General features: G+C 68.0%; 22 protein-coding genes. 13 read left to right on the top strand and 9 right to left on the bottom strand.

The genetic code is table 11. From position 1 onward, the window contains the following. Positions 1-17: 17 nt before the first annotated feature. Genes ASC59_RS11210 through ASC59_RS11195 form a run of 4 tightly spaced genes read right to left on the bottom strand, consistent with a single transcriptional unit; the run spans position 18 to position 4,036 of the window. Positions 18-875 (bottom strand): sugar phosphate isomerase/epimerase family protein, encoded by an 858-nt coding sequence (locus ASC59_RS11210; RefSeq protein ID WP_055822242.1) that lies wholly within the window; start codon positions 873-875, stop codon positions 18-20. A 1-nt stretch (position 876) separates the two neighbouring features. Further along, positions 877-1,713 (bottom strand): carbohydrate ABC transporter permease, encoded by an 837-nt coding sequence (locus ASC59_RS11205; protein ID WP_055822239.1) that lies wholly within the window; start codon positions 1,711-1,713, stop codon positions 877-879. Next, complete coding sequence (locus ASC59_RS11200; protein ID WP_055822236.1) at positions 1,707-2,720, bottom strand: carbohydrate ABC transporter permease; 1,014 nt, start codon at positions 2,718-2,720, stop codon at positions 1,707-1,709. Before ASC59_RS11200 ends, ASC59_RS11205 begins: the two co-directional genes overlap by 7 nt. Continuing rightward, entirely contained in the window at positions 2,717-4,036 is a 1,320-nt protein-coding gene (locus ASC59_RS11195; protein WP_055822233.1) for an ABC transporter substrate-binding protein, read from the bottom strand. Before ASC59_RS11195 ends, ASC59_RS11200 begins: the two co-directional genes overlap by 4 nt. A gap of 368 nt (positions 4,037-4,404) precedes the next feature. Between ASC59_RS11195 and ASC59_RS11190 the strand changes: the two genes are divergently transcribed. The 3 genes from ASC59_RS11190 (at position 4,405) to ASC59_RS11180 (ending at position 7,507) form a co-directional block, all read left to right on the top strand. Next, positions 4,405-5,406, top strand: coding sequence for an SIS domain-containing protein (locus ASC59_RS11190; protein ID WP_055822230.1), 1,002 nt, complete (start codon positions 4,405-4,407; stop codon positions 5,404-5,406). A 74-nt stretch (positions 5,407-5,480) separates the two neighbouring features. Beyond that, positions 5,481-6,371: a PfkB family carbohydrate kinase gene (locus ASC59_RS11185; protein ID WP_055822227.1), complete on the top strand. Its 891-nt coding sequence runs from the start codon at positions 5,481-5,483 to the stop codon at positions 6,369-6,371. Positions 6,372-6,409: 38 nt separating this feature from the next. Continuing rightward, entirely contained in the window at positions 6,410-7,507 is a 1,098-nt protein-coding gene (locus tag ASC59_RS11180) for a LacI family DNA-binding transcriptional regulator (protein ID WP_055822224.1), read from the top strand. Positions 7,508-7,564: 57 nt separating this feature from the next. Here the strand turns inward: ASC59_RS11180 and ASC59_RS11175 are convergent, their stop codons facing one another. Continuing rightward, positions 7,565-8,626: a LacI family DNA-binding transcriptional regulator gene (locus tag ASC59_RS11175; protein ID WP_055822220.1), complete on the bottom strand. Its 1,062-nt coding sequence runs from the start codon at positions 8,624-8,626 to the stop codon at positions 7,565-7,567. 197 nt (positions 8,627-8,823) lie between these two features. Between ASC59_RS11175 and ASC59_RS11170 the strand changes: the two genes are divergently transcribed. The 4 genes from ASC59_RS11170 to ASC59_RS11155 all read left to right on the top strand — a co-directional run bounded on the left by ASC59_RS11170 (position 8,824) and on the right by ASC59_RS11155 (position 12,603). Then, on the top strand, positions 8,824-9,693 hold the full coding sequence (locus tag ASC59_RS11170; protein WP_055823239.1) for an ABC transporter substrate-binding protein: 870 nt from the start codon (positions 8,824-8,826) through the stop codon (positions 9,691-9,693). A gap of 76 nt (positions 9,694-9,769) precedes the next feature. After that, the gene (locus tag ASC59_RS11165) at positions 9,770-10,558 is read left to right on the top strand and encodes an amino acid ABC transporter permease (RefSeq protein WP_055822217.1); all 789 of its coding nucleotides are present in this window, start codon (positions 9,770-9,772) and stop codon (positions 10,556-10,558) included. Beyond that, on the top strand, positions 10,555-11,325 hold the full coding sequence (locus tag ASC59_RS11160; protein ID WP_055822214.1) for an amino acid ABC transporter ATP-binding protein: 771 nt from the start codon (positions 10,555-10,557) through the stop codon (positions 11,323-11,325). The genes ASC59_RS11165 and ASC59_RS11160 overlap by 4 nt, the downstream gene beginning before the upstream one ends. Positions 11,326-11,466: 141 nt before the next feature. Next, positions 11,467-12,603, top strand: coding sequence for an NAD(P)/FAD-dependent oxidoreductase (locus ASC59_RS11155; RefSeq protein ID WP_055822211.1), 1,137 nt, complete (start codon positions 11,467-11,469; stop codon positions 12,601-12,603). A 62-nt stretch (positions 12,604-12,665) separates the two neighbouring features. On the opposite strand, the gene ASC59_RS11150 is transcribed toward ASC59_RS11155, so the two are convergent. Beyond that, a complete protein-coding gene (locus ASC59_RS11150; RefSeq protein ID WP_157487995.1) occupies positions 12,666-12,857 on the bottom strand; it encodes a hypothetical protein in 192 nt (63 codons plus the stop codon). A gap of 98 nt (positions 12,858-12,955) precedes the next feature. Beyond that, the gene (locus tag ASC59_RS11145) at positions 12,956-14,047 is read right to left on the bottom strand and encodes a class I SAM-dependent methyltransferase (protein ID WP_055822204.1); all 1,092 of its coding nucleotides are present in this window, start codon (positions 14,045-14,047) and stop codon (positions 12,956-12,958) included. 141 nt (positions 14,048-14,188) lie between these two features. On the opposite strand from ASC59_RS11145, the gene ASC59_RS11140 reads away from it, so the two are divergent. The 3 genes from ASC59_RS11140 to ASC59_RS11130 all read left to right on the top strand — a co-directional run bounded on the left by ASC59_RS11140 (position 14,189) and on the right by ASC59_RS11130 (position 17,195). After that, the gene (locus tag ASC59_RS11140) at positions 14,189-15,769 is read left to right on the top strand and encodes a Na+/H+ antiporter (protein ID WP_055822201.1); all 1,581 of its coding nucleotides are present in this window, start codon (positions 14,189-14,191) and stop codon (positions 15,767-15,769) included. Between the two features lie 54 nt (positions 15,770-15,823). Beyond that, on the top strand, positions 15,824-16,192 hold the full coding sequence (locus ASC59_RS11135; protein WP_055822198.1) for a VOC family protein: 369 nt from the start codon (positions 15,824-15,826) through the stop codon (positions 16,190-16,192). Positions 16,193-16,436: 244 nt separating this feature from the next. Continuing rightward, positions 16,437-17,195 carry a VOC family protein gene (locus tag ASC59_RS11130; protein WP_082513638.1) on the top strand — a complete coding sequence of 253 codons (759 nt, stop codon included), beginning with the start codon at positions 16,437-16,439 and terminating at the stop codon, positions 17,193-17,195. A gap of 18 nt (positions 17,196-17,213) precedes the next feature. On the opposite strand, the gene ASC59_RS11125 is transcribed toward ASC59_RS11130, so the two are convergent. Continuing rightward, on the bottom strand, positions 17,214-17,777 hold the full coding sequence (locus tag ASC59_RS11125) for an alpha/beta hydrolase (protein WP_055822193.1): 564 nt from the start codon (positions 17,775-17,777) through the stop codon (positions 17,214-17,216). Between the two features lie 152 nt (positions 17,778-17,929). Here ASC59_RS11125 and ASC59_RS11120 point away from each other — a divergent pair, with 152 nt between their 5' ends. Continuing rightward, on the top strand, positions 17,930-18,409 hold the full coding sequence (locus tag ASC59_RS11120) for a VOC family protein (RefSeq protein WP_235492668.1): 480 nt from the start codon (positions 17,930-17,932) through the stop codon (positions 18,407-18,409). Positions 18,410-18,446: 37 nt separating this feature from the next. Beyond that, on the top strand, positions 18,447-18,659 hold the full coding sequence (locus ASC59_RS11115) for a KTSC domain-containing protein (RefSeq protein WP_055822186.1): 213 nt from the start codon (positions 18,447-18,449) through the stop codon (positions 18,657-18,659). Positions 18,660-18,673: 14 nt separating this feature from the next. Here the strand turns inward: ASC59_RS11115 and ASC59_RS11110 are convergent, their stop codons facing one another. Continuing rightward, a complete protein-coding gene (locus tag ASC59_RS11110) occupies positions 18,674-19,150 on the bottom strand; it encodes a MarR family winged helix-turn-helix transcriptional regulator (RefSeq protein WP_055822183.1) in 477 nt (158 codons plus the stop codon). Positions 19,151-19,252: 102 nt separating this feature from the next. Between ASC59_RS11110 and ASC59_RS11105 the strand changes: the two genes are divergently transcribed. Next, a complete protein-coding gene (locus ASC59_RS11105; protein WP_055822180.1) occupies positions 19,253-20,536 on the top strand; it encodes an amidohydrolase family protein in 1,284 nt (427 codons plus the stop codon). Positions 20,537-20,593 lie beyond the last annotated feature (57 nt).

Genomic DNA, 20,593 nt, shown 5'->3' with positions numbered 1-20,593 from the left:
GCATGGAAGCGGCGGGATCAGCGAGTGGCGGATGCCGCTGCCGCCAGCGCGGAATCCACGGCGGCGAAGCACTGCTCCAGAGCAGAGCGGGGGTCGAAGGCGTAGCTGCCGTCCCCGAACAGCTCGAACGTCATGCACCCGGCGTAGCCGCGACGACCGAGGGCCTCGAGATAGTCCGTCAGCGGGAGTTCTCCGTCTCCCCACGCCAGGTGGCCGTTCGGCCGCCCGTCGATGAGGTGCACATGACGGATGAGGTCGCCGAGCGTGTCGAAGTACTCATCGACGCTCTCGCCTGCCGTCGCCATGGCCACGGTGTCGAGCGCGGCCCCGAGGTTGGTGGCCCCGACGTCGGTGATCATCCGGTGCAATGCGGCGGAGTCGTTGACCAGGTTCGACTCGATGCGCTGCAGCGGTTCGAGGACGCAGTCGACGCCCAGGGTTGCCGCGTAGCCGGTGATCTCGCCGAGGGCGTCGACCGAACGCCGCCAGGCGGCATCCGTCGACGTCTCATCCTCGAAGCCCCGCCCTGGCGTCAGGAACAGCAGCGGGGAACCGAGTTCGACGCAGAGCTCGGCGGCCCGCGTGAACATGGCGATGCTGGCATCGCGCAGCCAGGGCTCCGGCGACGCGATGTTGACGGGGTAGATGACCTGCTCGGGCGTGAGGCAGTGCACGGCCAGGCCGCGTTCGTCGATTCGGCGACGGATGCCGCGGGCATCGGCATCGCTCAGCTGCGGGATGTGCAGCTGCGGCGCGATGCCCCAGAGCTCGATGCGCTCGCGCTCCAGCGCGACCATGTCGTCGAGGAAGTGATCGAACGACTGGTGCTGGTACGAGAAGTTGGATCCGGTGATCTGCTGGAGGGAGAGAGTCATGTCACTTTCCGATGCCGTCGGCCAGGCCTTTGACGAAGTAGCGCTGGCCGAAGAAGAACAGGAGGACCACGGGCAGGGCCGCGATGACCATGCCCGCGAACACCACGGGGTAGTCGGTGCCGTGCTTGCTCATCAGGCTGGTGAGACCGACGGGGAGCGTCTGCAACTCGGTGCCGCTGGTGAAGACCATGGCGAACAGGTACTCGTTCCAGGCGAAGAGGATGTGCAGGATGATCGTCGAGATGATGATCGGCTTGCACATCGGGAGGATCACGCGCCAGAACGACGTCCACCGGTTCGCGCCGTCGACCTCGGCGGCCTCGTCGATCTCCCGCGGCAGGTCGATCATGTAGGCGCGGATGAGGAACGTCGTGAACGGGATGCGGAATGCGGTGTAGAGGATGAGCAGCGCCCAGAAGGTGTTGTACAGGCCGAGCGACTGGAACATCTTCACCAACGGCACGAGGGCGACGGCCGGCGCCAGCATGAGCCCGCCGAGGATGATCGTCGAGACCACGCGTCCGAATGGGATGCGCACCCGGGTGAGGCCGTAGGCAGCCCAGGCGCTGATGAACACCGTGGCGATCGTCGACGTCACCGTGACCAGGATGCTCGTGGTCAGGTAGTTGCTCACGCCGCGATTCCAGGCGTTGACGTAGTTCTCCCAGTTGAGGCCCAGCGGAAGAGCGAACGGGTTGCCGAACAGTTCGGCGTTCGTCTTGAAGCCGTTCATCACCATCCAGAGCAGTGGATAGACCACCACCACGACCAGGCAGAGCAGGAACGTCCACATGAAGACGCGGGAGACCGCGCCGAGGAAGCCGATGCGATTCACCATTCCACCCTTCTGCGTCGCGTGAACCAGAGTTGTCCGAGGGCGATGGCCAGGGTGATCACGAAGATCACCGTCGCGATCGCCGCGGCGTAGCCGAAGTCGTTGCGCACGAATCCGCTGCGATAGAGCCAGGTGGCCAGCACCTGGGTCGAGTTGTTCGGGCCACCCGAGGTCATGACCATCACCTCGTTGAAGACCTGGAACGCACCCGAGATCGTGACGATCATCATGAGACCGGTCATCTCCCGAACCAGCGGCATGGTCACGTGGAAGAAGCGGCGCACCGGCCCGATGCCGTCGATGGCCGCCGCCTCGTAGAGCTCGGACGGAATCCGCTGGATAGCTACGGCGAACAGCAGCGTGCAGTAGCCGAAGCCCTGCCACTGGCTCATCGCGATGATGGCCAGCATGGCCGTGCTCTCCTGCCCGAGCCACGGCTGAGCCCAATCGCCCAGCCCGATGGCGTCGAGCATGTAGTTGAGCAGACCGAGGTTCGGTTCGTAGATGAAGTAGAAGAGCAGCCCGGCCACGGTCAGCGAGATGGCCGATGGCACGAAGTAGATGGCCCGCAGCGACCGCCGCCAGCGATCGCTCCGGATGCTCTCCACGATGGCGGCGAGCACGAGGGCTCCGAACACCTGGAAGGCGATCGAGATGACGGCGTAGAGCACGTTGTTGCCGAGACTCGACCAGAAGATCGGGTCGCCGACGAGCTTCACGTAGTTGTCCAGTCCGATGAAGGTCTGGCTGCCGCTGTAGATGTCCCATTCGATGGTGCTGAACCCGAGGTTCTGAGCCAGCGGCAGGTAGACGAAGACGCCGAGGAGCACGATCGCGGGAAGCACCCAGGCGAGACCGAGCGCGCGTTGAGCCGTGTTGCGGATGATCCGCTCCCTCTGTCGTGGTGGGCGCTGGGATGACGTGGGCGGTCTGGTCGATGAGGTGACGTGCGGCTGGGAGGAGGGCCGCGCCGGCGAGGTGGAGGCCGGCGCCGGCGCGGACGCGGTCATTTCGCGCTGTTCGACGCTGCGCGAACGCTCTCGAGCACCTGTTCCGGTGTCGAGCTGCCGCTGATGAGCGCCTCGCCGCCGGCGAGCCAGGCGTCGGCGACCTCGGGAACGGTCACGGTGTCGAGCCAGATCACGATCTGCGACGCCTCGTTGACCTGGGTGATGCCGTCGAAGACGGCGACGCTCGAGGTGTCCGGGGTGACCGCTCCGATGACCGTGCTCGGCTGTCCGTACGGGGGAGACGACAGGGTGGTGGCGCTCTCCAGTGTCGTGGCGAACTTCATGAAGTCCACGGCGAGGGCGGCGCGCGGCGACTTGGCGTTGACGAGGTAGCCCTCGGGAGCACCCTCGATCGCGTCTGCATCGCCGGCAGCGTCGGCGGGGGCGGGGAGCTGGAAGATGCCGAAGTCGTCGGGAGTGAGGGTGTTGCCCTCAGCGGTCACGGTGTCGAATTCGAGGATCTCCTGGTAGTACATCGCCGCGGTCCCGCCGGCGAGGGCCTCCTGTGCCGTCGTGTACAGCACGCCGTTCGTGCCGTTCCCGGTGTCGGTGCACTCGTCGACCAGCTGCTTGAACTGCTCGAGCGCCGTGATGTAACCGGGGTCGTCGAGCTTCGCGGTCGCCGGAGCGAAGTCGGCGTGGAGGACATCCGTCGGCACGTTGTAGGCGAACAGCTGCTGCAGGTAGTGCAGCGCCGGCCAGCCGTCCTTGTTGCCGAAGGCGATCGGCTCGTAGCCCGCGGCGCGGATGGGAGCGCAGCTGTCGATCAGCTCATCGAAGCTCGTCGGCACGTCGACCCCGGCCTCCTCGAAGATCGCCTTGTTGTAGCCCATGAACTTGCCGTTGTTGTAGAGCGGAATGCCGTAGTACTTGTCGTCGAACGCGAAGGCGTCGAGGGATGCCTCGCCGAAGCTCTTCCCCCACTCGGTGTCCGGGGCGATCACATCGCTGAGATCGGCGGCGAGTCCGCCGCGCACGAAGTTCTCGGCCCAGTTGCCCGTCCAGGTGAAGTAGATGTCGGGAAGGGCTCCGGATGCCGTGAGGGTCTTGGTCTTGTCCTTCACGCTCTGGTCGGTCTCCTGGATGAGCTCCACCTTCACGTCGGGGTGCAGCTCCTCGTAGGCCTTGCCGAGGTTCTCGAAGTAGGGGCCGAGCGGGTCGCCGCCGAACTTCGTGAGGATGCTGAGGGTTCCGGAGTACTCCGGCTCCGCGGTGACATCGGCGGCCGGGGCCGCGGTGCCCCCGGAGCATCCGCTGAGGGCGATGGCCGCAGCTGCGACCACGGCGGTGATCGCCGTCACTTTCTGTGCGTGCATGGTCTTCCTTGTCTCGTGAGGAGAGGGACCCGAGCCGGCGCCGAGAGCGCGGCCGATCCGCCTTTGGATCTGTGATGACACGTGGTGCGTGGTTGGGCACCGACTATACATAGAAACTGATACCGGTACCAGCTTTTCGCAGAAATGCATGGATGACGGGAGCGATTCGTCGTCCGAATCGCGGCAGGACACGAATATTGTCCTAATTAAAATACTGGTCAAACTATATAAACGGCTTTCGTGGCTTGGACTCGCCCACCGAGACTTGTTGACCCCCGACTTTCCGTGTGCCAGTCTGTGCTGACCTGATACCGGTATCAGATTGGCTTGGAGCCGACGGATCAGACCGCCCCTGGAAGGACGCACACATGCTCGGATTCGACGAGTCGGAATTTCTCACCCAGACGGCCAGCGCCATCGCGCTGCGCCCCCAGATCGAGGAGCTGGTCGACGCGCTCACCGAGCGCGGCTTCGACAACCTCTACCTCATCGGCGCCGGCGGCACGTACGCCGCCATGTGGCCCTATGAGCACCTCGCCCGCCGCAGTTCGACGCTGCCGGTGCGGTCGGTCATCGCCGCCGAGCTCATCGAGTCGGGCGATGCGGCACTCGGCGACAGGTCGGTCGCCATCTTCACCTCGGTCTCCGGAACGACGGACGACAGTCTCCGCGCCATCGAGTACGTGAAGGCGCGCGGCGCCTACGTCGTTGCCTTCACCGGGTACCCCGAGTCGCCCATCGCCGAGGCGGCAGACGTCGCGCTCGTGTCCCAGCCCAAGACCTGGCCATTCGACATGCAGATGCTGCTGTTCATGACGCGTCTCCTGTCGGTGCGGGGGGAGTTCGACGGCTACGAGAAGTTCGCCGACGAGTTCGCCGGCGTGCCGGAGCTGCTCGTCGAGGTCGCCCGTCAGTCGGAGGAGAAGGCATCAGCCTTCGCCGAGGCGCACAAGGACACCGACTACCACTTCCTCGTGGGTGGCGGAAACCTGTGGGGCTTCACCTACCTGTACTCGATGTGCATCCTCGAGGAGATGCAGTGGCTGCGCACGACCCGCGTGCACAGTGCCGAGTTCTTCCACGGCTCGCTGGAGCTGATCGAGAAGGACACCAGCGTCATCCTGTTCCAGGGCGAGGACGAGACCCGCGCCCTCACCGACCGCGTTCAGAGGTTCGTGACGAAGGTCTCCGACGACGTCACGGTGTTCGACACCAAGGACTACGCGCTCGAGGGCATCAGCCCCGAGTTCCGCGGGCTGCTCGCGCCGCTCGTGCTCGACACCGTCATGGGCCGCGTCAGCAAGCACCTCGAGCGGGTCAGGGAGCACTCGCTCGACCTGCGTCGCTACTACCGCGTCGTCGAGTACTGAGCCGGTGATGAGGCGGCCGGCGGAGTCGCCGGCCGCCCGCCGCACCCCGCGGCGTACGAAGGAACGAGGATGACATGAGGGTGCTCGGATTCGGCGACAACATCGTCGACCGTTTCGTCGATCGCGGCATCGACTACCCGGGAGGCAACTGCGTCAACGTGGCGGTGTTCGCCCGCAGGCTCGGTGCCGACGCCGCGTACCTGGGCGTCTTCGGCGACGACGACCTCGGGCACTTCCTCCGGGATGCTGTCGCCGAGCAGGGCGTCGACGTGTCGCGGAGCGTCTTCCGTGCCGGCCCGAGCGGCATCTCGACGTTGCGCGTCGATGACGGTGAACGGGTCTTCCTCGGCTGGAACGGGGGAGGAGTCACGGTGAAATCGCCGCTCGAGCTCGATGATGGGTTGCTCCACTACGTCGACGGGTTCGACCTCGTGCACACCAGCGTCTATTCGCGCTCGGAACCTGAGCTGCCGGCGCTGGCCGCCCGATCGGCCCTGGTCAGCATGGACCTGTCTAGCGAGGACGAGTTCCGCACGGCGGAGTACCTGCAGAGGACCTGCCCGCACGCGGACCTCGTGCTGTTGTCGTGCTCGCATCTCACCGTGCAGGAGACGCGCGATCTGCTCGCTCGAGCCATCGCATCCGGAGCGGGAATGGCGCTGGGCACTCGGGGAGTCGACGGCTCCATCGTCACCGACGGCGTCGTCACCATCGAGGGCACGGCGCATCTGGTCGACGCTGACGGAGGCATGGTCGATACCATGGGATGCGGCGACGCCTTCCTCGCGGGCTTCGTGGTGTCCCTCCTCGGCGCCGGTTGGCGGAAGGGGGAGGCGGTCGATTCGATCGCTCTCGAGGCTGCGCTCGCTGCGGGTGCCGATTCCGCCTACGAGCAGTGCTTCGTGGAGGGCGCGTTCGGCGGCGGTACGGCCTTCGGTGATGCCGTCGCCGCTACCATGTGGTGAGCGCCAGAGCGGCGCGCGCGAAAGGTCGAACCGTCGGAATGAGCTCTGAACGCGACCGGATCGCTCCCCCGCCCACCATCTCCGAGGTGGCGACGGCCGCCGGCGTCGGTCGCGCGACCGCCGCCCGCACTCTGGGCGGTTACGGCTACGTCAGCCCCGAACTGCGTGAGCGCGTGCTCGCCGCCGCCGACCGGCTGGGCTACCGGGCCAACGCTCTCGCCCGCAGCATGTCGACAGGGATCTCGCACACCCTCGGCGTGATCGTCGCCGACATCGGCAACCCGTTCTTCGCCGGCGTCGTGCGCGGTATCGCCGACAGCTCGCGCGAGCGCGGGTTCGACACCATCGTGCTCAGTTCGCATGAGGACCTGCCGGTGGAGATCCAGGCGATGGACGTGCTCATCGACAAGCGCGTCGACGGCATCATCGTCGCGTCGGCCGCCGTGGAGCGCGCCGAGGTCGCCCACATCCAGGCGGCGATCGATCGCGGCATCCCCGTCGTGCTCATAGACCGTGCCATCGAGCACCTCGTGCTCGATGCCGTCGTCATCGACAACCGCGAGGCGGCACGTGAGGCGGTCGACCTGCTCATCCGGGCCGGGCATTCCCGCATCGGCTTCGTCTGGGGCCCATCGGTCGACGAGCGGCCGACGACGCGCCGGGAGCTGCTCGCGGCAGCGGCGGCCGGCCTCTGGACCGACGGCGAGCGGCTGCGGGGCTACCTCGATGCGCTCGACGACGCCTCCATCCCCTTCGACGCCGACCTCGTCATGGTCGGACCGAAGACCGAGGAGCGGGCGCAGGAGTCTGTGAGCCGGATGCTCGAACTGCCCGAGCCGCTGACCGCCGTCTTCTGCACGGAGACCGATGCGGTGACCGGCGCGCTGCGCGCGATCAAGTCGTCTGGACTGCGCTACCCCGACGACGTGTCGATCATCGGCTTCGACGACAGCTCGTGGGCCACGGTGATGGATCCGCCTCTCACGATGATCGCGCAGCCGATGCACGAACTCGGTGCCCGGGCGGCCGAGACCCTGCTGGCCCGCATCGACGGTGATGGGGGCGACCCGACAGCGCTCACGCTTGACACCCGCTTGATGCTGCGCTCGTCCGTGGTCGCTCCGCCATCGCGCTGAGCCGACTCGGCATCCGCAGCCCGCATCCGGTCGCCCGATCAGCGGCGCCCTCGGGCCTCAGTCGAGCGGGGGAGCCACCGACGCGCGCTCGAGCAGCGATTGCGGCAGCCTGACCTGCTCGGCTGGACTGCGGTCGCCGGCGATCCGGCGCAGCAGCATCCGGGCGGCTTCGGCCCCGACCTCGTAGATCGGCTGCGCCATCACCGTGATCGCGGGCGTGGTGATGCCGGTCCAGTCGGCGTCGTCGAAGGACACCAGCGAGACGTCCCGGGGGACCTCCAGTCCGAGTTCGCGGATCGTGAGGAACACGGCCAGGGCGACGAGGCTGTCGGACGCGATGATCGCCGTGGCGCGATCCGCCCCTGTCAGCACGGAGCGCGTCACGGCGTCGATGCCGTCACGGCGCGCATTCAGGCGGATCACCGGATCGGGTGCCTGCGACGCATCCACGGCCCGGAGCAGACCGGCGACACGGTCGCCGACCGAGGTGGAGGCCAACTCGTCACCGCGTCGGTAGTCCCCGTCGTGGGCGATGGTCGAGATGAACGCGATGCGACGGTGTCCCGCGGCGAGCAGAAGCGTCGCGAGCTCGAACGCTCCGGCCTCGTTGTCCGCGACGACCGCGTCGACGTCGAGGGCGGGAGCGCACCGGTCGAACAGCACGAGCGGGCGACCGACGTCGAGCACGGTTTGTAAAGTCTGTGTCTCGATCGAGGAGGCTGGCGACACCAGGATTCCGTCGACGCGCTTGTCGAGGAGCACGCCGATGGCGTCGGATTCCGCGCCCATCTCCTCGTCGGAGTTCGACACGATGAGGTCGTATCCCGCTGCCCGGGCGACGTCCCACGCGCCTCGTGTCGCATGGGCGAAGAAGGGGTTCTCGATGTCTCCGACGACGAGGCCGATCGTATTGGAACGCCCGGTGTTCATGGATTTCGCGAGTGCGTTCGGTCGGTAGCCGAGTTCGTCGGCCGCGAGCAGCACCCGGTCGCGAACGGCCTCGCTCACGGCCCCGTATCCGCCGAGAGCGCGCGCCGCCGTGGCCTTCGAGACTCGGGCGGCGGCGGCCACCTCGGTGACCGTCACCTCGCGTCTGCCGTTCGTCGGGTGACTGCTCATGCGACTCCTCGAGGGTGTTGACGGAAGGGAACGGGACGTGTAGCGTCCTCGGAAACGAACTGAGACCGGTCTCAACATACGACACTGAGACCGGTCTCAACAAGAACGACACCGCAGTCCTGTTCGAAACGGTCCTCTCGATCGAATCGCAGATCGGCGGGTCCGATCACAGCACGAACAACGAGAATAGGAACAACGTGACCCTTCGTAACTCCCTTCGTCGGTCAGCGGTCGTCGCAGCATTCGCTGCCGCGGCGCTCGCTCTCTCAGCGTGTGCCTCGGGCAGCGCTTCCTCCTCCGAGAACGCGTCAGCCGACAACGAGTACGGCCTGATCACCCCCGGTGAGATCCGGGTCGCCAGCCTCGGCGATGCCAAGCCCTACACGTTCACGGATGAGTCCGGGTCGTTCACCGGGTTCGACGTCGAGCTCTTCACCGACGTGGCCGAGCGCATCGGCGTCGACAAGGTGACCTTCACGGGCCAGGACTTCTCGGGCCTGCTGTCGGCCGTGGCCAACGGTCAGTTCGATGTCGGCGTCGCCGCCATCGGAATCACCGATGAGCGCAGGCAGACCGTCGACTTCTCCGACGGCTACCTCGCCGGCTACCTCACCGTGATGGCGAACCCGGATGCCGACATCTCCGACGAGGCCGACCTGGCGGGCAAGCGACTCGGCGTCGTGCAGGGCACCCTGCAGGAGGCCTACGCCGTCAAGCACTTCACCGAGACCGACCTGGTGCGGTTCCCGGACAACAACGCCGCCATCTCGGCCGTCAACAGCGGCTCCGTCGATGCCCACTTCCTCGACTACGAGGCCGCCAAGGAGTACGCCGAGCAGTACGGGCTCGTGAACGCCATCGACATCCCGTCGTTCGACGCCCCCGCCGGGTTCGCCGTGGCCAAGGACCACGCCGCATTCGTCGACGCGCTCAACGGCGCGCTGCACGATGCCATGGAGGACGGCACCTGGAAGGAGCTCTACCAGAAGTGGTTCCCGGGCTCCCCGATGCCCGACCAGTACCTCCCGTCGGCCGAGCAGACCGAGACCCCGACTCCGTCCGAATAGACGACAGGTGGTGCGGGCCGCCCACTGAGGATCCGCGGCCCGCACCGCATCCGTCACCGATCGAAAGAGCACCGCAATGGACTGGCTCGACAACATCGTCAAGACCTTCTTCGATTTCGATGCGATGTGGCAGGTCTTCCCCCAGCTGCTCGGCATCGGCCTGGTCAACACCCTGATCATCTCGATCTGGGCCACAGTGATCGGGGTGATCCTGGGCATGGTGATCGCCATCATGGGCATCTCGCCGTCGCGCTGGCTGCGGGTGCCCGCCCGGATCTACACCGACATCTTCCGCGGCCTCCCGGCCATCCTCACCATCCTGCTCATCGGCCAGGGCTTCGCTCGCTTCAGCCAGAGCATCTTCGGACCGTCGCCCTATCCGCTCGGCATCCTGGCTCTCAGCCTCATCGCCAGCGCCTACATGGGCGAGATCTTCCGCGCCGGCATCCAGAGTGTCGACCGCGGCCAGCTCGAGGCCTGTCGCGCGCTGGGAATGAGCTACGGCAGTGCGATGCGGCTCGTGGTCGTGCCGCAGGGCATCCGTCGGGTACTGCCTGCACTCGTGAACCAGTTCATCGCCATCGTGAAGGACTCCTCCCTGGTGTACTTCCTCGGCCTGCTGGTGACCGAGCGCGAACTGTTCCGCGTCGGCCAGGACGCCGCCGTTCTGACCGGAAACCTGTCCCCGCTCGTGATGGCCGGACTGTTCTACCTCGTCATCACGGTTCCGCTCACCCACCTCGTCAACTACTTCGACAACCGCTTCCGTACCGGCAGGCGCAAGCCGACCCCGCCGAAGAGCGGACTCGACGAGGTCGAGGAGACGACCCCACTCCAGCCCCTCACCTACGGGAGCAACACATGACCTACACCTCGCCCCTGCCCGTCGCCGAGCCGCACGTGTACGCCGGCTCGAGTCTGGAACTGCAGGACCTCACCATGGCCTACGGCGACATCGAGGTGCTCCGCCAGGTCAACCTCACCGTCGCCCCGGGCACCACCACCTGCATCATCGGGCCGTCGGGCTCGGGCAAGTCCACCCTCCTTCGCGGAGTGAACCGGCTGCACGAGCCGAAGAGCGGTGAGGTGCTCCTGGCCGGAGAGAGCGTTCTGACGCAGAAGCCCGATGCCGTGCGCAAGCGCATCGGCCTGGTCTTCCAGCACTTCAACCTCTTCCCCGACCACTCAGCGCTCGAGAACGTCGCGCTCTCGCTGCGCAACGTGAAAGGGCTCTCGAAGGTGGAGTCGCGCCGCATCGCACTGGAGCGGCTCACCGAGGTCGGACTGGCCGAACGGGCCGACCATCGGCCGCGCGACCTCTCCGGAGGGCAGCAGCAGCGGGTCGCGATCGCCCGGGCCCTGGCGATGGAGCCCGAGGTCATGCTCTTCGACGAGGCGACCAGCGCCCTCGACCCCGAGTTGGTGAAGGGTGTGCTGAACCTCATGGCCACCCTCGCCCGCCGTGGAATGACGATGCTCGTCGTCACGCACGAGATGGGCTTCGCCCGCAAGGTCGCCGACCAGGTGGTATTCATGGACGAGGGCCGGGTGGTCGAGGCCGGCAAGCCCGGCGACCTGTTCGATCGTCCGCAGAGCCCCAGGCTTCAGCGGTTCCTCTCCGAGGTGCTCTGACCCGTACCTCTCGTCGAGGTGCTCCCGCCCCAGCGGCTCCGGCCGCTCCGGGCGGGCGCGCCGGGCACGCGCGTGCCTCTCGCCTTCCCTTCAGACCTACGACTTTCGAAACCCCACGATTCCCGCACGTAAGGACCATCCATGACCACCTCTCCCTCCATCTCCCGCGTCGCCGTCATCGGCGGCGGCATCTTCGGCGTCTCGACAGCCGTGCAGCTCGCCCGCCGGGGCGTGCAGGTCGTCCTCGCGACGGAGCACGCCCTCGCCAGCGGCGCCTCCGGCCGTTCGCTGGCCTGGCTCAACTCGGCCGGACAGCGCTCCGGCGAATACCACGCGCTCCGCGTGGCCGGCATCGACCGCTACCGCACGTGGTCGGCCCGCGTGGCAGGCAGCGAGGAGTACCTGCGATTCACGGGCGGCCTCACCTGGGCTCCCGATGGCGAGTCGTACCGCGAGACCTTCGAGTACGAGCGGGCGTTGGGCTACGACGCCCGGTGGCTGACCCGCGACGAGATCCCGGCCGTCACCCCCGGCCTGGATGTCAGTGCCGTCGCCGAGGAGGGCGCCATCTTCAACCCCGGGGAGGGCTGGGTCGACCTTCCGTCGCTCATCGCGGTGCTCGCCGCGGAACTGGTGGAGCTCGGCGGCGAGATCGTCGCCAACGCCGGTGATGTGCGGGTGAGGGTCGAAAACGGCAGGGCCGTCGGCGTCACGCTCGGATCGGGCGAGCGCATCGCAGCCGATGCCGTCGTGCTGGCGACGGGTCCCTCCGTTCCGGCGCACCTCGCGGCGCTCGGCGTGCACGTCGGCGACCAGAGCCCGGCGGCGTTCGTCGTCTTCACGAAGCCCGTCGACCTGCCGCTCGAGGCCGTGCTGAACACGCCCCGCGTCGCCGTGCGTCGCACCCCGTCGGGCGCGTTGGCCCTCGACTCGGCGTGGTCAGAGGAGGAGATCGAGATCGACGAGGATGGCGCGATCGTGGTGCACGACTCCACAGTGCAGGGACTGCTCGCCGAGGCATCCGCGATTCTGGAAGGACACCCGCAGCTCGAGTTCGACCACTACGGCGCGGGTTTCAAGCCGATCCCGGGCGACGGCGAGCCGGTGCTCGGGCCGATCGACGAGGTGCCCGGACTGTTCGCCGCGTTCAGCCACAGCGGCGCGACTCTCGGTCTCATCGTGGGTGAACTGCTCGCCGAGGAGATCGTGACGGGTCGGCCATCGCCCCTGTTGGAGACCTTCCGGCCGGCTCGCTTCGCGCCGGTGGCTGTCGGCTGAACCGCGCCGGCGGTCCGGCGGTCCGGCGTCGGACGTCGGACCGCCGGGAGGGCGGCGAGGCCCTACCGGCGTCGGCGGTGGAATAGCACCGCGAGCCCGATGTTGAAGACGCCGCACGCGATGATCACCCAGGAGAGCAGGGCGTTGTCGTCGCTGGTCACGAGGTTCAGCACTCCGAGCACGAGCATGATCACGCCCACGATCACGAACAGCGTCGTGTAGGTGCGGAGGGATCGGTCCTGTTCGTCAGCCATGTCGCTGAGCGTAGCGGCGGATGCCTGTGCCGTCACGCTCCGGCGCCATCCTGCACGCGCGCCGTCTCGCTCGCGGTCTCGCGCACCGGTTCGGCGCGTCACGGCCGCAGCGCGTAGAAGCGGAACGCCGCGAAGCCCTCGATCGGAAGCACGTCGACGGAGGCGTACCCGGCCCGGTGCGCATACGACTCCAGAGTCGATCGGCGCATCACGGTGCCTGTCGCCTCGGAGGGTGTGTGCGAGCGGCCGTCGGGAAGGCAGACGAGCAGGCTGAAGCCGTACATCAACTGCTCGGTCTCGTCGCCGGGCGCTGAGAACTCGTCGGCGACGGCTTCGTCGACGACGATCATCACCCCTCCGGGAGCAAGGGCTGCGCGTGCCGCCGCGAGCACGGGCACGGGCTGCGGCATGTCGTGCACGCACTCGAAGGCGAAGACGACATCGAAGGTGCCGGCGAGCTCCGATCCGTTCGCGAGGTGGAACTCGATGCGATCGGCCACGCCTGCCTCCTCCGCGTTGCGACGGGCGAGGGTGACGGATGCCTCGTCGACGTCGAAGCCCTCGATGGCGGCATCCTGGAACCCCAGAGCGAGGGCGATCGAGGCGTGGCCACCACCGAAGCCGATCTCGGCGATGCGCGCACCCGGCCGCTCGAGTGCGGCGCGGAGTTCGGGGATGGTGCGCAGGGCATCGGCCAGCCTGCTCTCGAACCACGGACGGTTCATGTCGGCCTGGGCTTCGCGCATGTCATCGCCGTAGGCGGCCCAGCCCACGCCGCCGCCCGATCTGTAGGCCTCGAGCAGCTCGGGCATGCGGAGTGCTGCCGCAGTGAGACTGCGCGCGAACGGCGCCAGGTAGGTGAGGCTGTGCTCGTCGGTGAGCACCTCCGCCGCGGCCGAGGACATGCGGAAGGTGCGGGCGGCGGCACGAGCGGCCGGATCGGGCGGGCCGTCGGCGGCATCCGTCGCCTCGAGAAGTCCGAACACAGCCTGCTGCTCGAGCCACTCGCGGGCGTAGCGCTCGTCGGTGGACGTTGCTGCGGCCAACTCCGTCGACGTCCGCGCGGCTCCATCGGCCAGCGCTCGGTACCAGCCCAGCCGATCGCCGATGTGGATGGACAGCATCTGGGTCATCCCGAGCCCCGCCGTGAGCAGGCGCTCGCCGAGGGCGTCGACGTCGTTGTCAGTCATGGGGCCGAGCGTAGCCCCGGCGTCGGGGCGGCGCACCCCCTGCACCCCCTGCGACCGGTGCGCGCGTCCGCGCTCAGCGTTCCGCTTCGCAGTACAGCGCAACCCCCAACCGTGAGGGCCTCGACCTGTCAAGCTGGTCACATGCTGGCGCTCGAGGTGATCGTCGCGATCGGACTCGCCGTGATGGTCGGCGGTCTCATCGCGGCGCGGCTGCGCGTCACGACGCCCGTGCTCCTCATCCCGCTCGGTGTCCTGCTCGGCTTCATCCCCGACTTCCGTGAGATCCAACTGCCGCCTGAGGCCGTGCTCCTGCTCTTCCTCCCGGTGCTGCTGTTCTGGGAGAGCCTGACCACGTCGACGCGCGAGATCCGCCGCTTCATCCGCGTGATCCTGCTGAACGGCACGCTGCTCGTGTTTCTCACGGCATTCGGCGTGGCCATGGTGGGCACCTGGTTCGGTCTGCCCTGGGTCGTCGCTCTGGTGCTCGGCGCGGTTCTGGCCCCGACGGATGCCACGGCCGTGAGCGAGCTCGCCGGCTCCCTGCCCCGCCGACAGCGCACGGTGCTGCGCGCCGAGAGCCTCATCAACGACGGCACGGCGCTGGTGATCTACGCGCTCGCGGTCTCGGTGGCGGTGAGCGGACAGGAGATCGCGCCGCTCGAGATCACCTGGACGCTTGTCGTCTCCTACGTCGGCGGCATCGCCATCGGCGTGGCGCTGGGCTTCCTCGGATCGCTCACCTTCCGCATCCGGATGCCGCTGCCCAGCAACGTCGGACTCATCATCACCCCCTTCGCGGCCTTCCTCATCGCCGAGGTGATCGGGTCGTCGGGCGTGCTCGCTGTGGTCGTGTGCGGTCTGGTCATGGCCCGCATCGCTCCGCGCGTGGCCGGACCCGAGGCCCGGGATCAGGCGCAGTCGTTCTGGACGGTCTCGACCTACCTTCTCAATGCGGCCCTCTTCGTGCTCATCGGCCTCGAACTGCACGTCGTCATCCGCGAGCTGCCGCCGTCGCAGCTGGGACTGGGCGTGCTGTTCGGCGTGGTGGTGTGGATCGCCCTGATCGTCATTCGGGCGGTGTTCGTGATGCTGACCACTGTGATCATCCGCACGGTCGACCGTCGCCCGTACCAGCGCACCCTGCGCTCATCGCGGCGCGGTCTCGTGATGTCGTCGCTGGCGGGATTCCGCGGTGCCGTCTCGCTGGCCGCGGTGCTCGCCGTGCCCACGGTCATCGCTTCGGGAGAGGCGTTCCCGAATCGCGACCTCGTGGTGTTCGTGACGGCCATCGTCACCGTGCTGACGCTGGGCGTGCAGGGACCGCTGCTTCCGCTCGTCATCAGGTGGGCACGCCTGCCCGCCGACGACGGTACGGAGGAGGAGCGCAACTTCGCCGAGCTGGCGGCGTCGCGGGCCGCCGTCGAGGCGATTCCCGGCCTCGCGAGTGAACTCGGCATCGAGGACAGCGTGCGCGACAAGGTTCTCGCGGAGACCGAGCACCATATAGAGGTACTCGAAGCCGTCGCCTCCGACGAGCCCGACGAGGAGGCCACCCGGCAGAAGGAGCAGTACAACCAGTTGCGCCTCGCCGCCCTCGAGCGCAAGCGCGAGACCATCGTGAACCTGCGCGACGAGCAGCGCATCGACGACATCGTGCTGCGTCGTATCCAGTCCCAGCTCGACCTCGAGGAGCTGCGGCTGACGGGTCGCTCGGAGGAGTAGCGGCATCCGCCCAACGGGGTTGACCTCCGCCCACTGCGGAGAGATGCTGTCGGCATGCTCCAGTCGGCGTTCCCGATCCTCGAAGTTCCCGACCTCGCCGTCGCCCTGACGTTCTACCGCGACATCGTCGGCGGCGAGCTGCGCTATGCCTTCCCCGACGAGATCGAGCCGGTGTACGTCTCCCTCCAGCTCGGCTCCAGCGCCCTCGGCATCGGGCTGACCGAGCATCCGGATCCGGTCGGCGGCATGCTGCTGTGGATCTACGTCGACGATGTCGATGCGGCGACGGTCGCCGTCCGCTCGGCGGGATTCCCGGTCGAGGAGGAGCCGTCCGACCAGCCGTGGGGCGAGCGCGTCTCCCTGGTGCGCGACCCGTTCGGCACGCGGGTGCGGTTCGGGGCTCCGCTCGCGCCCGTGGACTGAGGCGCGGGCGCACCGTCCCGTCACTCCCGCGTTCCCCTGTACGAGTCAGCGGAGTTGAGCGCCGGCGCGCACTGCAGTGCGCCGCGTTCGTGCGGGCGGGCATCCGTCGGCGCCTCCGAACTCCGCTGACTCGTACAGACGGATGCCGCAGCGAGCCGCCGGAACGCTTCGGGCGGTCGCGTCGCTCGGCCCTCAGCGAGCGCTCGCCCTTGCCGGTGTCACACCCCCGCGCCACCATGGCTACATGAGCATCCCGATCGAGCACATCACTCCGCAGCAGTTCACCGACGCCGACGGTGTCGACGACTGGCGGGTGCTGTACTGGGGCGCGCATGCCTTCTTCCGGGCCGGGTCGTACGCGCAGGGCGCCGCCCTCGTCGGAGACATCGCGGCGCTCGTCGCCGACGATGAGCACGACCCCGATGTCGACCTGCGGCGCGAAGGCGTGGCCGTGAAGCTCATCAGCCGCGGCATCCGGAATCTCAGCACGCGCGATATCGAGCTGGCCCGAGCCGTCTCGGCCGCCGCCGCGAAACGAGGCCTCACCGCTGATCCGAGCCGCATCCAGGTCGTGCAGGTGGCCATCGCCTCTGTTCCGGATGCCCCTGTGCTGCCGTTCTGGCAGGCGGCTCTCGGGTACGTGAGGCCGAACGACTCGCACCTCGTCGATCCGCTGCGACGCAACTCGTCGTTCTTCCTGCAGGACGAGATGCCGGCCGATCGGCCCCGCCGCGGACGGATGCACATCGACGTGGCGGTGCCGCACGACCAGGTTCACGCCCGCATCGACGCGATCGTCGCTGCGGGCGGACGCATCGCCGATGACAGCGCCGCACCCGAGTGGTGGACTCTCGCCGACGCCGAGAACCACGGCGTCGACATCACGACGTGGTGGGGCCGCGACTCGGTCCGCCTCGAGGAGGAGCGCGAGGAGCGCGAGGAGACCGAGGAGACGGGGGAACCCCAGGAGACAGAGGACCGCGAGAAGCTTCCCGAGAACTGACCCGACGCGCGAGCTCGCCTACTCGGCAGCAGCGCGGATGTCGACGACGAGCTCCGGGAGCCCGTCGGTGAAGACGTGCCCACCGTGGTCGAGCCGCCGCACCTCGGCGTCGGGCAGCTCGCGGGCATAGAGGTCGAGGTGATCCGCCGGCACCACGTCGTCGTCGCTGCTCTGGTAGAGGAAGATCGGCAACCCGGCCGGCAGTCGACTCCCGAAGTCGTCGGGCAGCACGAACTCCTCGAGTTCGCTCCCCCAGTACGGAGTGGCCACGAGGAAGAGGGCGCTGATGGAGGCATCCGTCGCTCCCTCGGCGAGAACCTTCAGCAGCACCGACGCTCCGAGGGAATGGCCGACCACCAGCAGTGGACGGGCGGCACCGTCGAGCAGGCGAACGACCTCGGCCTTCCACGCGTCGTAGTGCGGGTCCTCAGGTTCGGGCATGATCGGGAAGTCGACGCTGAAGGCCGATCCGAGTTGCGCGCGCAGGGCGTCGACGAGGTCGGAGCTTCCCTCACCGGCATCCTGCGACCCCGCGCTGTGGATGACGAGCACGGGGATCGGCGTGCGGATGCCACTGCTCACGGATCGCCTCCTGCCTTCGGCACACGGACTCACACGATGGGGGCACTGTACTGCGCATCGGGCGGGATCATCCAGCCCCTCGGCACGGGAATCGACCTCGGATACGGTCGAGGTGCGCGCTGCTGCGCCCACGACGACGAGGAGCACTCATCATGCCCACGACTGCAATGACCTGCATCCTGCTCGACGGCCCTCTCGACGAGGTCGCCGAGTTCTACACCTCCCTGGTTCCCGATTCCGAGGTGCTCAGCGTCGAACGGTGGCCGGAAGGATCCGACAGGGTCGGCGAGCCACTGGCCGTCGACTTCACCGTGGCGGGTGCTCGCTTCCAGCTCATCGCCGGCGGACCCGACGTCGCCCTCACCGAGGTGGTCTCCATCAAGCTCGAGGTCGACGGCCAGGCCGAGGTCGATCGCCTGTGGGACGCCCTCATCGCCGACGGCGGCGAGCCCAGCCGGTGCGGGTGGCTCACTGACAGGTACGGCCTGTCATGGCAGCTGATTCCGCGCGGCTTCACCGAGCTGATGACGACGACGGATGCCGACCTCAGAGCCAGACTCTTCAAGGCCATGCTCGGCATGGACAAGCTGGAGATGCCCGTCTTCGAGGCGATCGCCGTTGGCGAAGCCTGACGCCGCCAGGGGCTGAACTGACCGAGGCGCCAGGGCCATGAAGCTCCACCGCATCGAGTCGAGCGGCATCCGCGCGCTCGGCTACGACCCCGGTCGCGAGCTGCTCTGGGTGCAGTACGACAGCGGATCGATCTACGAATACGCCGGTGTGCCGGAGGACCTCTACCGCCGGATGCTCGCAGCCCAGCCGCATCCGTGGTCCCGCTACGGCATCGAGGTGAAGTCGTACCCCAGCCGCATGGTGCGCTGAGCGCTCAGGACCACCTACTCGGATGCCGCGGCCCCGGCCGACGCGACGTACTTGTGCAGCAGGCGGGCGAACTGCATCCGCTCACCGTCGTCCCAGTCCCGCGTGATGTATTCGAAGGCGCGTCGTTGCTGTCGTCGGGAGTCGGCGAGCACCTCTTCCCCGGCCGGCGTCACACGCAACGTGATGCTGCGGCCGTCGCTCTGCGAGGCCACGCGTTCCACGAGCCCGTCGCTCACGCAGGATGCGGCGAGGCGGCTGACCGCGGTGCGCTCCATGCCGAGAGCGGCCGCCACGGCGTTGACGCTCAGCAGGCCGTCGGCCTCCTCGACGATCGCCAGCAGCAGGTCGCGGCGCACATCGGTTCGAGCCACGGCCACCTCGGCGGGAACGCTGCTGGTGCGGCGCCGGAGTCGGGAGAACGCCGTCCCGATCGTCTCGAGCAGTTCGTCATCGCCAGGGGAGGGCCGGGCGGCATCATCGCGGCTGGTCATCAGTCTCCTCAATTTGCGTGCAAATTGCACATATGTGTTAGTTTACACGTAAACGGATGGTCGCCGCTCTGGCGGCCACCGATCTCGTGGGAATGGAATCGTATGCGTACAGCAATCGTGGCCGGCAGGGTCTTCGACGGCACGACAGACCTCGGAAGCACGACGGTCGTGATCGCGGATGGCGTCATCGAGTCCATCGGAGACGATGTGCCCGCGGACGCTGAGGTCGTCCTCGCGCCGGGTGCCACTCTCCTTCCCGGCCTCATCGACTCCCACGTGCACACCGACACCGCCGGGCTGCGCATGGCACTGCAGTTCGGGGTCACGACGGAGCTCGAGATGCAGGGAGCGAACACCGCCCGGGACCGCACCCACATCAGCGAGGATGACAGCCTGGCCGATGTGCGTTCGGCCGGATTCGGTCTCACCCCTCCCGGTGGACACCCGGAGGAGCTGTTTCCCAAGGACTTCAACCCGCAGGGTGGGGCAGGCCGGGGCGGTCCCGGTGGTGGCCACGGCGGCGGCCCCGGCGGCGCTGGCCGTCCGCCCCGCCCCGAGCGCGTCGACCCGATCGTTCGCGCGAAGGTCACCTCTCCCGAGCAGGCCGTGGATGTCGTCGGCCAGCTCGCCCGGGCCGGATCCGACTACATCAAGTTCATGGTCGATGACGGCAGCGTCGAGGGTCACCCCGGCCTGCCGATGCTCGATCAGGCGACCCTGAACGCCGGTGTGGCCGAGGCGCATCGCCTCGGCATGCTCACGGTGGCGCACGCGCTCACCATCGAGGCGACGCAGATGAGCATCGACGCGGGTATCGACGGCCTGGCGCACCTGTTCATGGACCAGCCGCACACGCCGCAGATCATCGACGCCATCGCTCAGTCCGGCGCTTTCGTCGTCGCCTGCGTGGTGCTCGACGCGTCGATGATGGGCATCACCGGCTCGGCGCTCGCCGACGACCCGCGGGTCGCCGGCAAGCTCTCCCCGCAGTGGGACGAGACTCTGCGCAGCAGCTTCAATCACTACCCGCAGGGGCGACTCGAGGATGTGCTCGCCACCGTCCGCGCGCTCGACGCGGCCGGCGTCGACCTGCTCATCGGCACCGACGTCTCCCAGCAGCTGCCCTTCCTCGGCGGTCTCGCCCACGGCGCCAGCGTGCACCAGGAACTGCAGTACTTCGTCGATGCCGGCCTGTCGCCGGTCACCGCGCTCAGCGCGGCGACAGCGGTCGCAGCTCGTCGCTTCGGACTCACGGATCGAGGCACGATCGCTGTCGGCCAGCGCGCCGACCTGCTCCTCGTCGACGGCGACCCGACGACCACGATCGGCGACACGTTGAACATCCGCGGCGTCTGGCGCCGCGGCATCCGTCAGCCCGCAGCCTGAGGAATGACGTGCTGACCGGGAGTGGCGTTGGCGGCTGGAAACGCGCCGTTCACACCG

The sequence above is a fragment of the Leifsonia sp. Root1293 genome (assembly GCF_001425325.1).
Classification (GTDB): Bacteria; Actinomycetota; Actinomycetes; order Actinomycetales; family Microbacteriaceae; genus Orlajensenia.
This window is presented reverse-complemented; position numbering and strand designations above follow the sequence as displayed.

Bases quoted from the DNA above. Each gene is read 5' to 3' on its own strand.
- ASC59_RS11140 (WP_055822201.1), top strand. From the start codon at position 14,189: ATGCTGGCGCTCGAGGTGATCGTCGCGATCGGACTCGCCGTGATGGTC.
- ASC59_RS11200 (WP_055822236.1), bottom strand. From the start codon at position 2,720: ATGACCGCGTCCGCGCCGGCGCCGGCCTCCACCTCGCCGGCGCGGCCC.
- ASC59_RS11210 (WP_055822242.1), bottom strand. From the start codon at position 875: ATGACTCTCTCCCTCCAGCAGATCACCGGATCCAACTTCTCGTACCAG.
- ASC59_RS11150 (WP_157487995.1), bottom strand. From the start codon at position 12,857: ATGGCTGACGAACAGGACCGATCCCTCCGCACCTACACGACGCTGTTC.
- ASC59_RS11110 (WP_055822183.1), bottom strand. From the start codon at position 19,150: ATGACCAGCCGCGATGATGCCGCCCGGCCCTCCCCTGGCGATGACGAA.
- ASC59_RS11130 (WP_082513638.1), top strand. From the start codon at position 16,437: ATGAGCATCCCGATCGAGCACATCACTCCGCAGCAGTTCACCGACGCC.
- ASC59_RS11195 (WP_055822233.1), bottom strand. From the start codon at position 4,036: ATGCACGCACAGAAAGTGACGGCGATCACCGCCGTGGTCGCAGCTGCG.
- ASC59_RS11185 (WP_055822227.1), top strand. From the start codon at position 5,481: ATGAGGGTGCTCGGATTCGGCGACAACATCGTCGACCGTTTCGTCGAT.
- ASC59_RS11190 (WP_055822230.1), top strand. From the start codon at position 4,405: ATGCTCGGATTCGACGAGTCGGAATTTCTCACCCAGACGGCCAGCGCC.
- ASC59_RS11105 (WP_055822180.1), top strand. From the start codon at position 19,253: ATGCGTACAGCAATCGTGGCCGGCAGGGTCTTCGACGGCACGACAGAC.
- ASC59_RS11145 (WP_055822204.1), bottom strand. From the start codon at position 14,047: ATGACTGACAACGACGTCGACGCCCTCGGCGAGCGCCTGCTCACGGCG.
- ASC59_RS11160 (WP_055822214.1), top strand. From the start codon at position 10,555: ATGACCTACACCTCGCCCCTGCCCGTCGCCGAGCCGCACGTGTACGCC.
- ASC59_RS11120 (WP_235492668.1), top strand. From the start codon at position 17,930: ATGCCCACGACTGCAATGACCTGCATCCTGCTCGACGGCCCTCTCGAC.
- ASC59_RS11165 (WP_055822217.1), top strand. From the start codon at position 9,770: ATGGACTGGCTCGACAACATCGTCAAGACCTTCTTCGATTTCGATGCG.
- ASC59_RS11175 (WP_055822220.1), bottom strand. From the start codon at position 8,626: ATGAGCAGTCACCCGACGAACGGCAGACGCGAGGTGACGGTCACCGAG.
- ASC59_RS11135 (WP_055822198.1), top strand. From the start codon at position 15,824: ATGCTCCAGTCGGCGTTCCCGATCCTCGAAGTTCCCGACCTCGCCGTC.
- ASC59_RS11155 (WP_055822211.1), top strand. From the start codon at position 11,467: ATGACCACCTCTCCCTCCATCTCCCGCGTCGCCGTCATCGGCGGCGGC.
- ASC59_RS11205 (WP_055822239.1), bottom strand. From the start codon at position 1,713: ATGGTGAATCGCATCGGCTTCCTCGGCGCGGTCTCCCGCGTCTTCATG.
- ASC59_RS11180 (WP_055822224.1), top strand. From the start codon at position 6,410: ATGAGCTCTGAACGCGACCGGATCGCTCCCCCGCCCACCATCTCCGAG.
- ASC59_RS11115 (WP_055822186.1), top strand. From the start codon at position 18,447: ATGAAGCTCCACCGCATCGAGTCGAGCGGCATCCGCGCGCTCGGCTAC.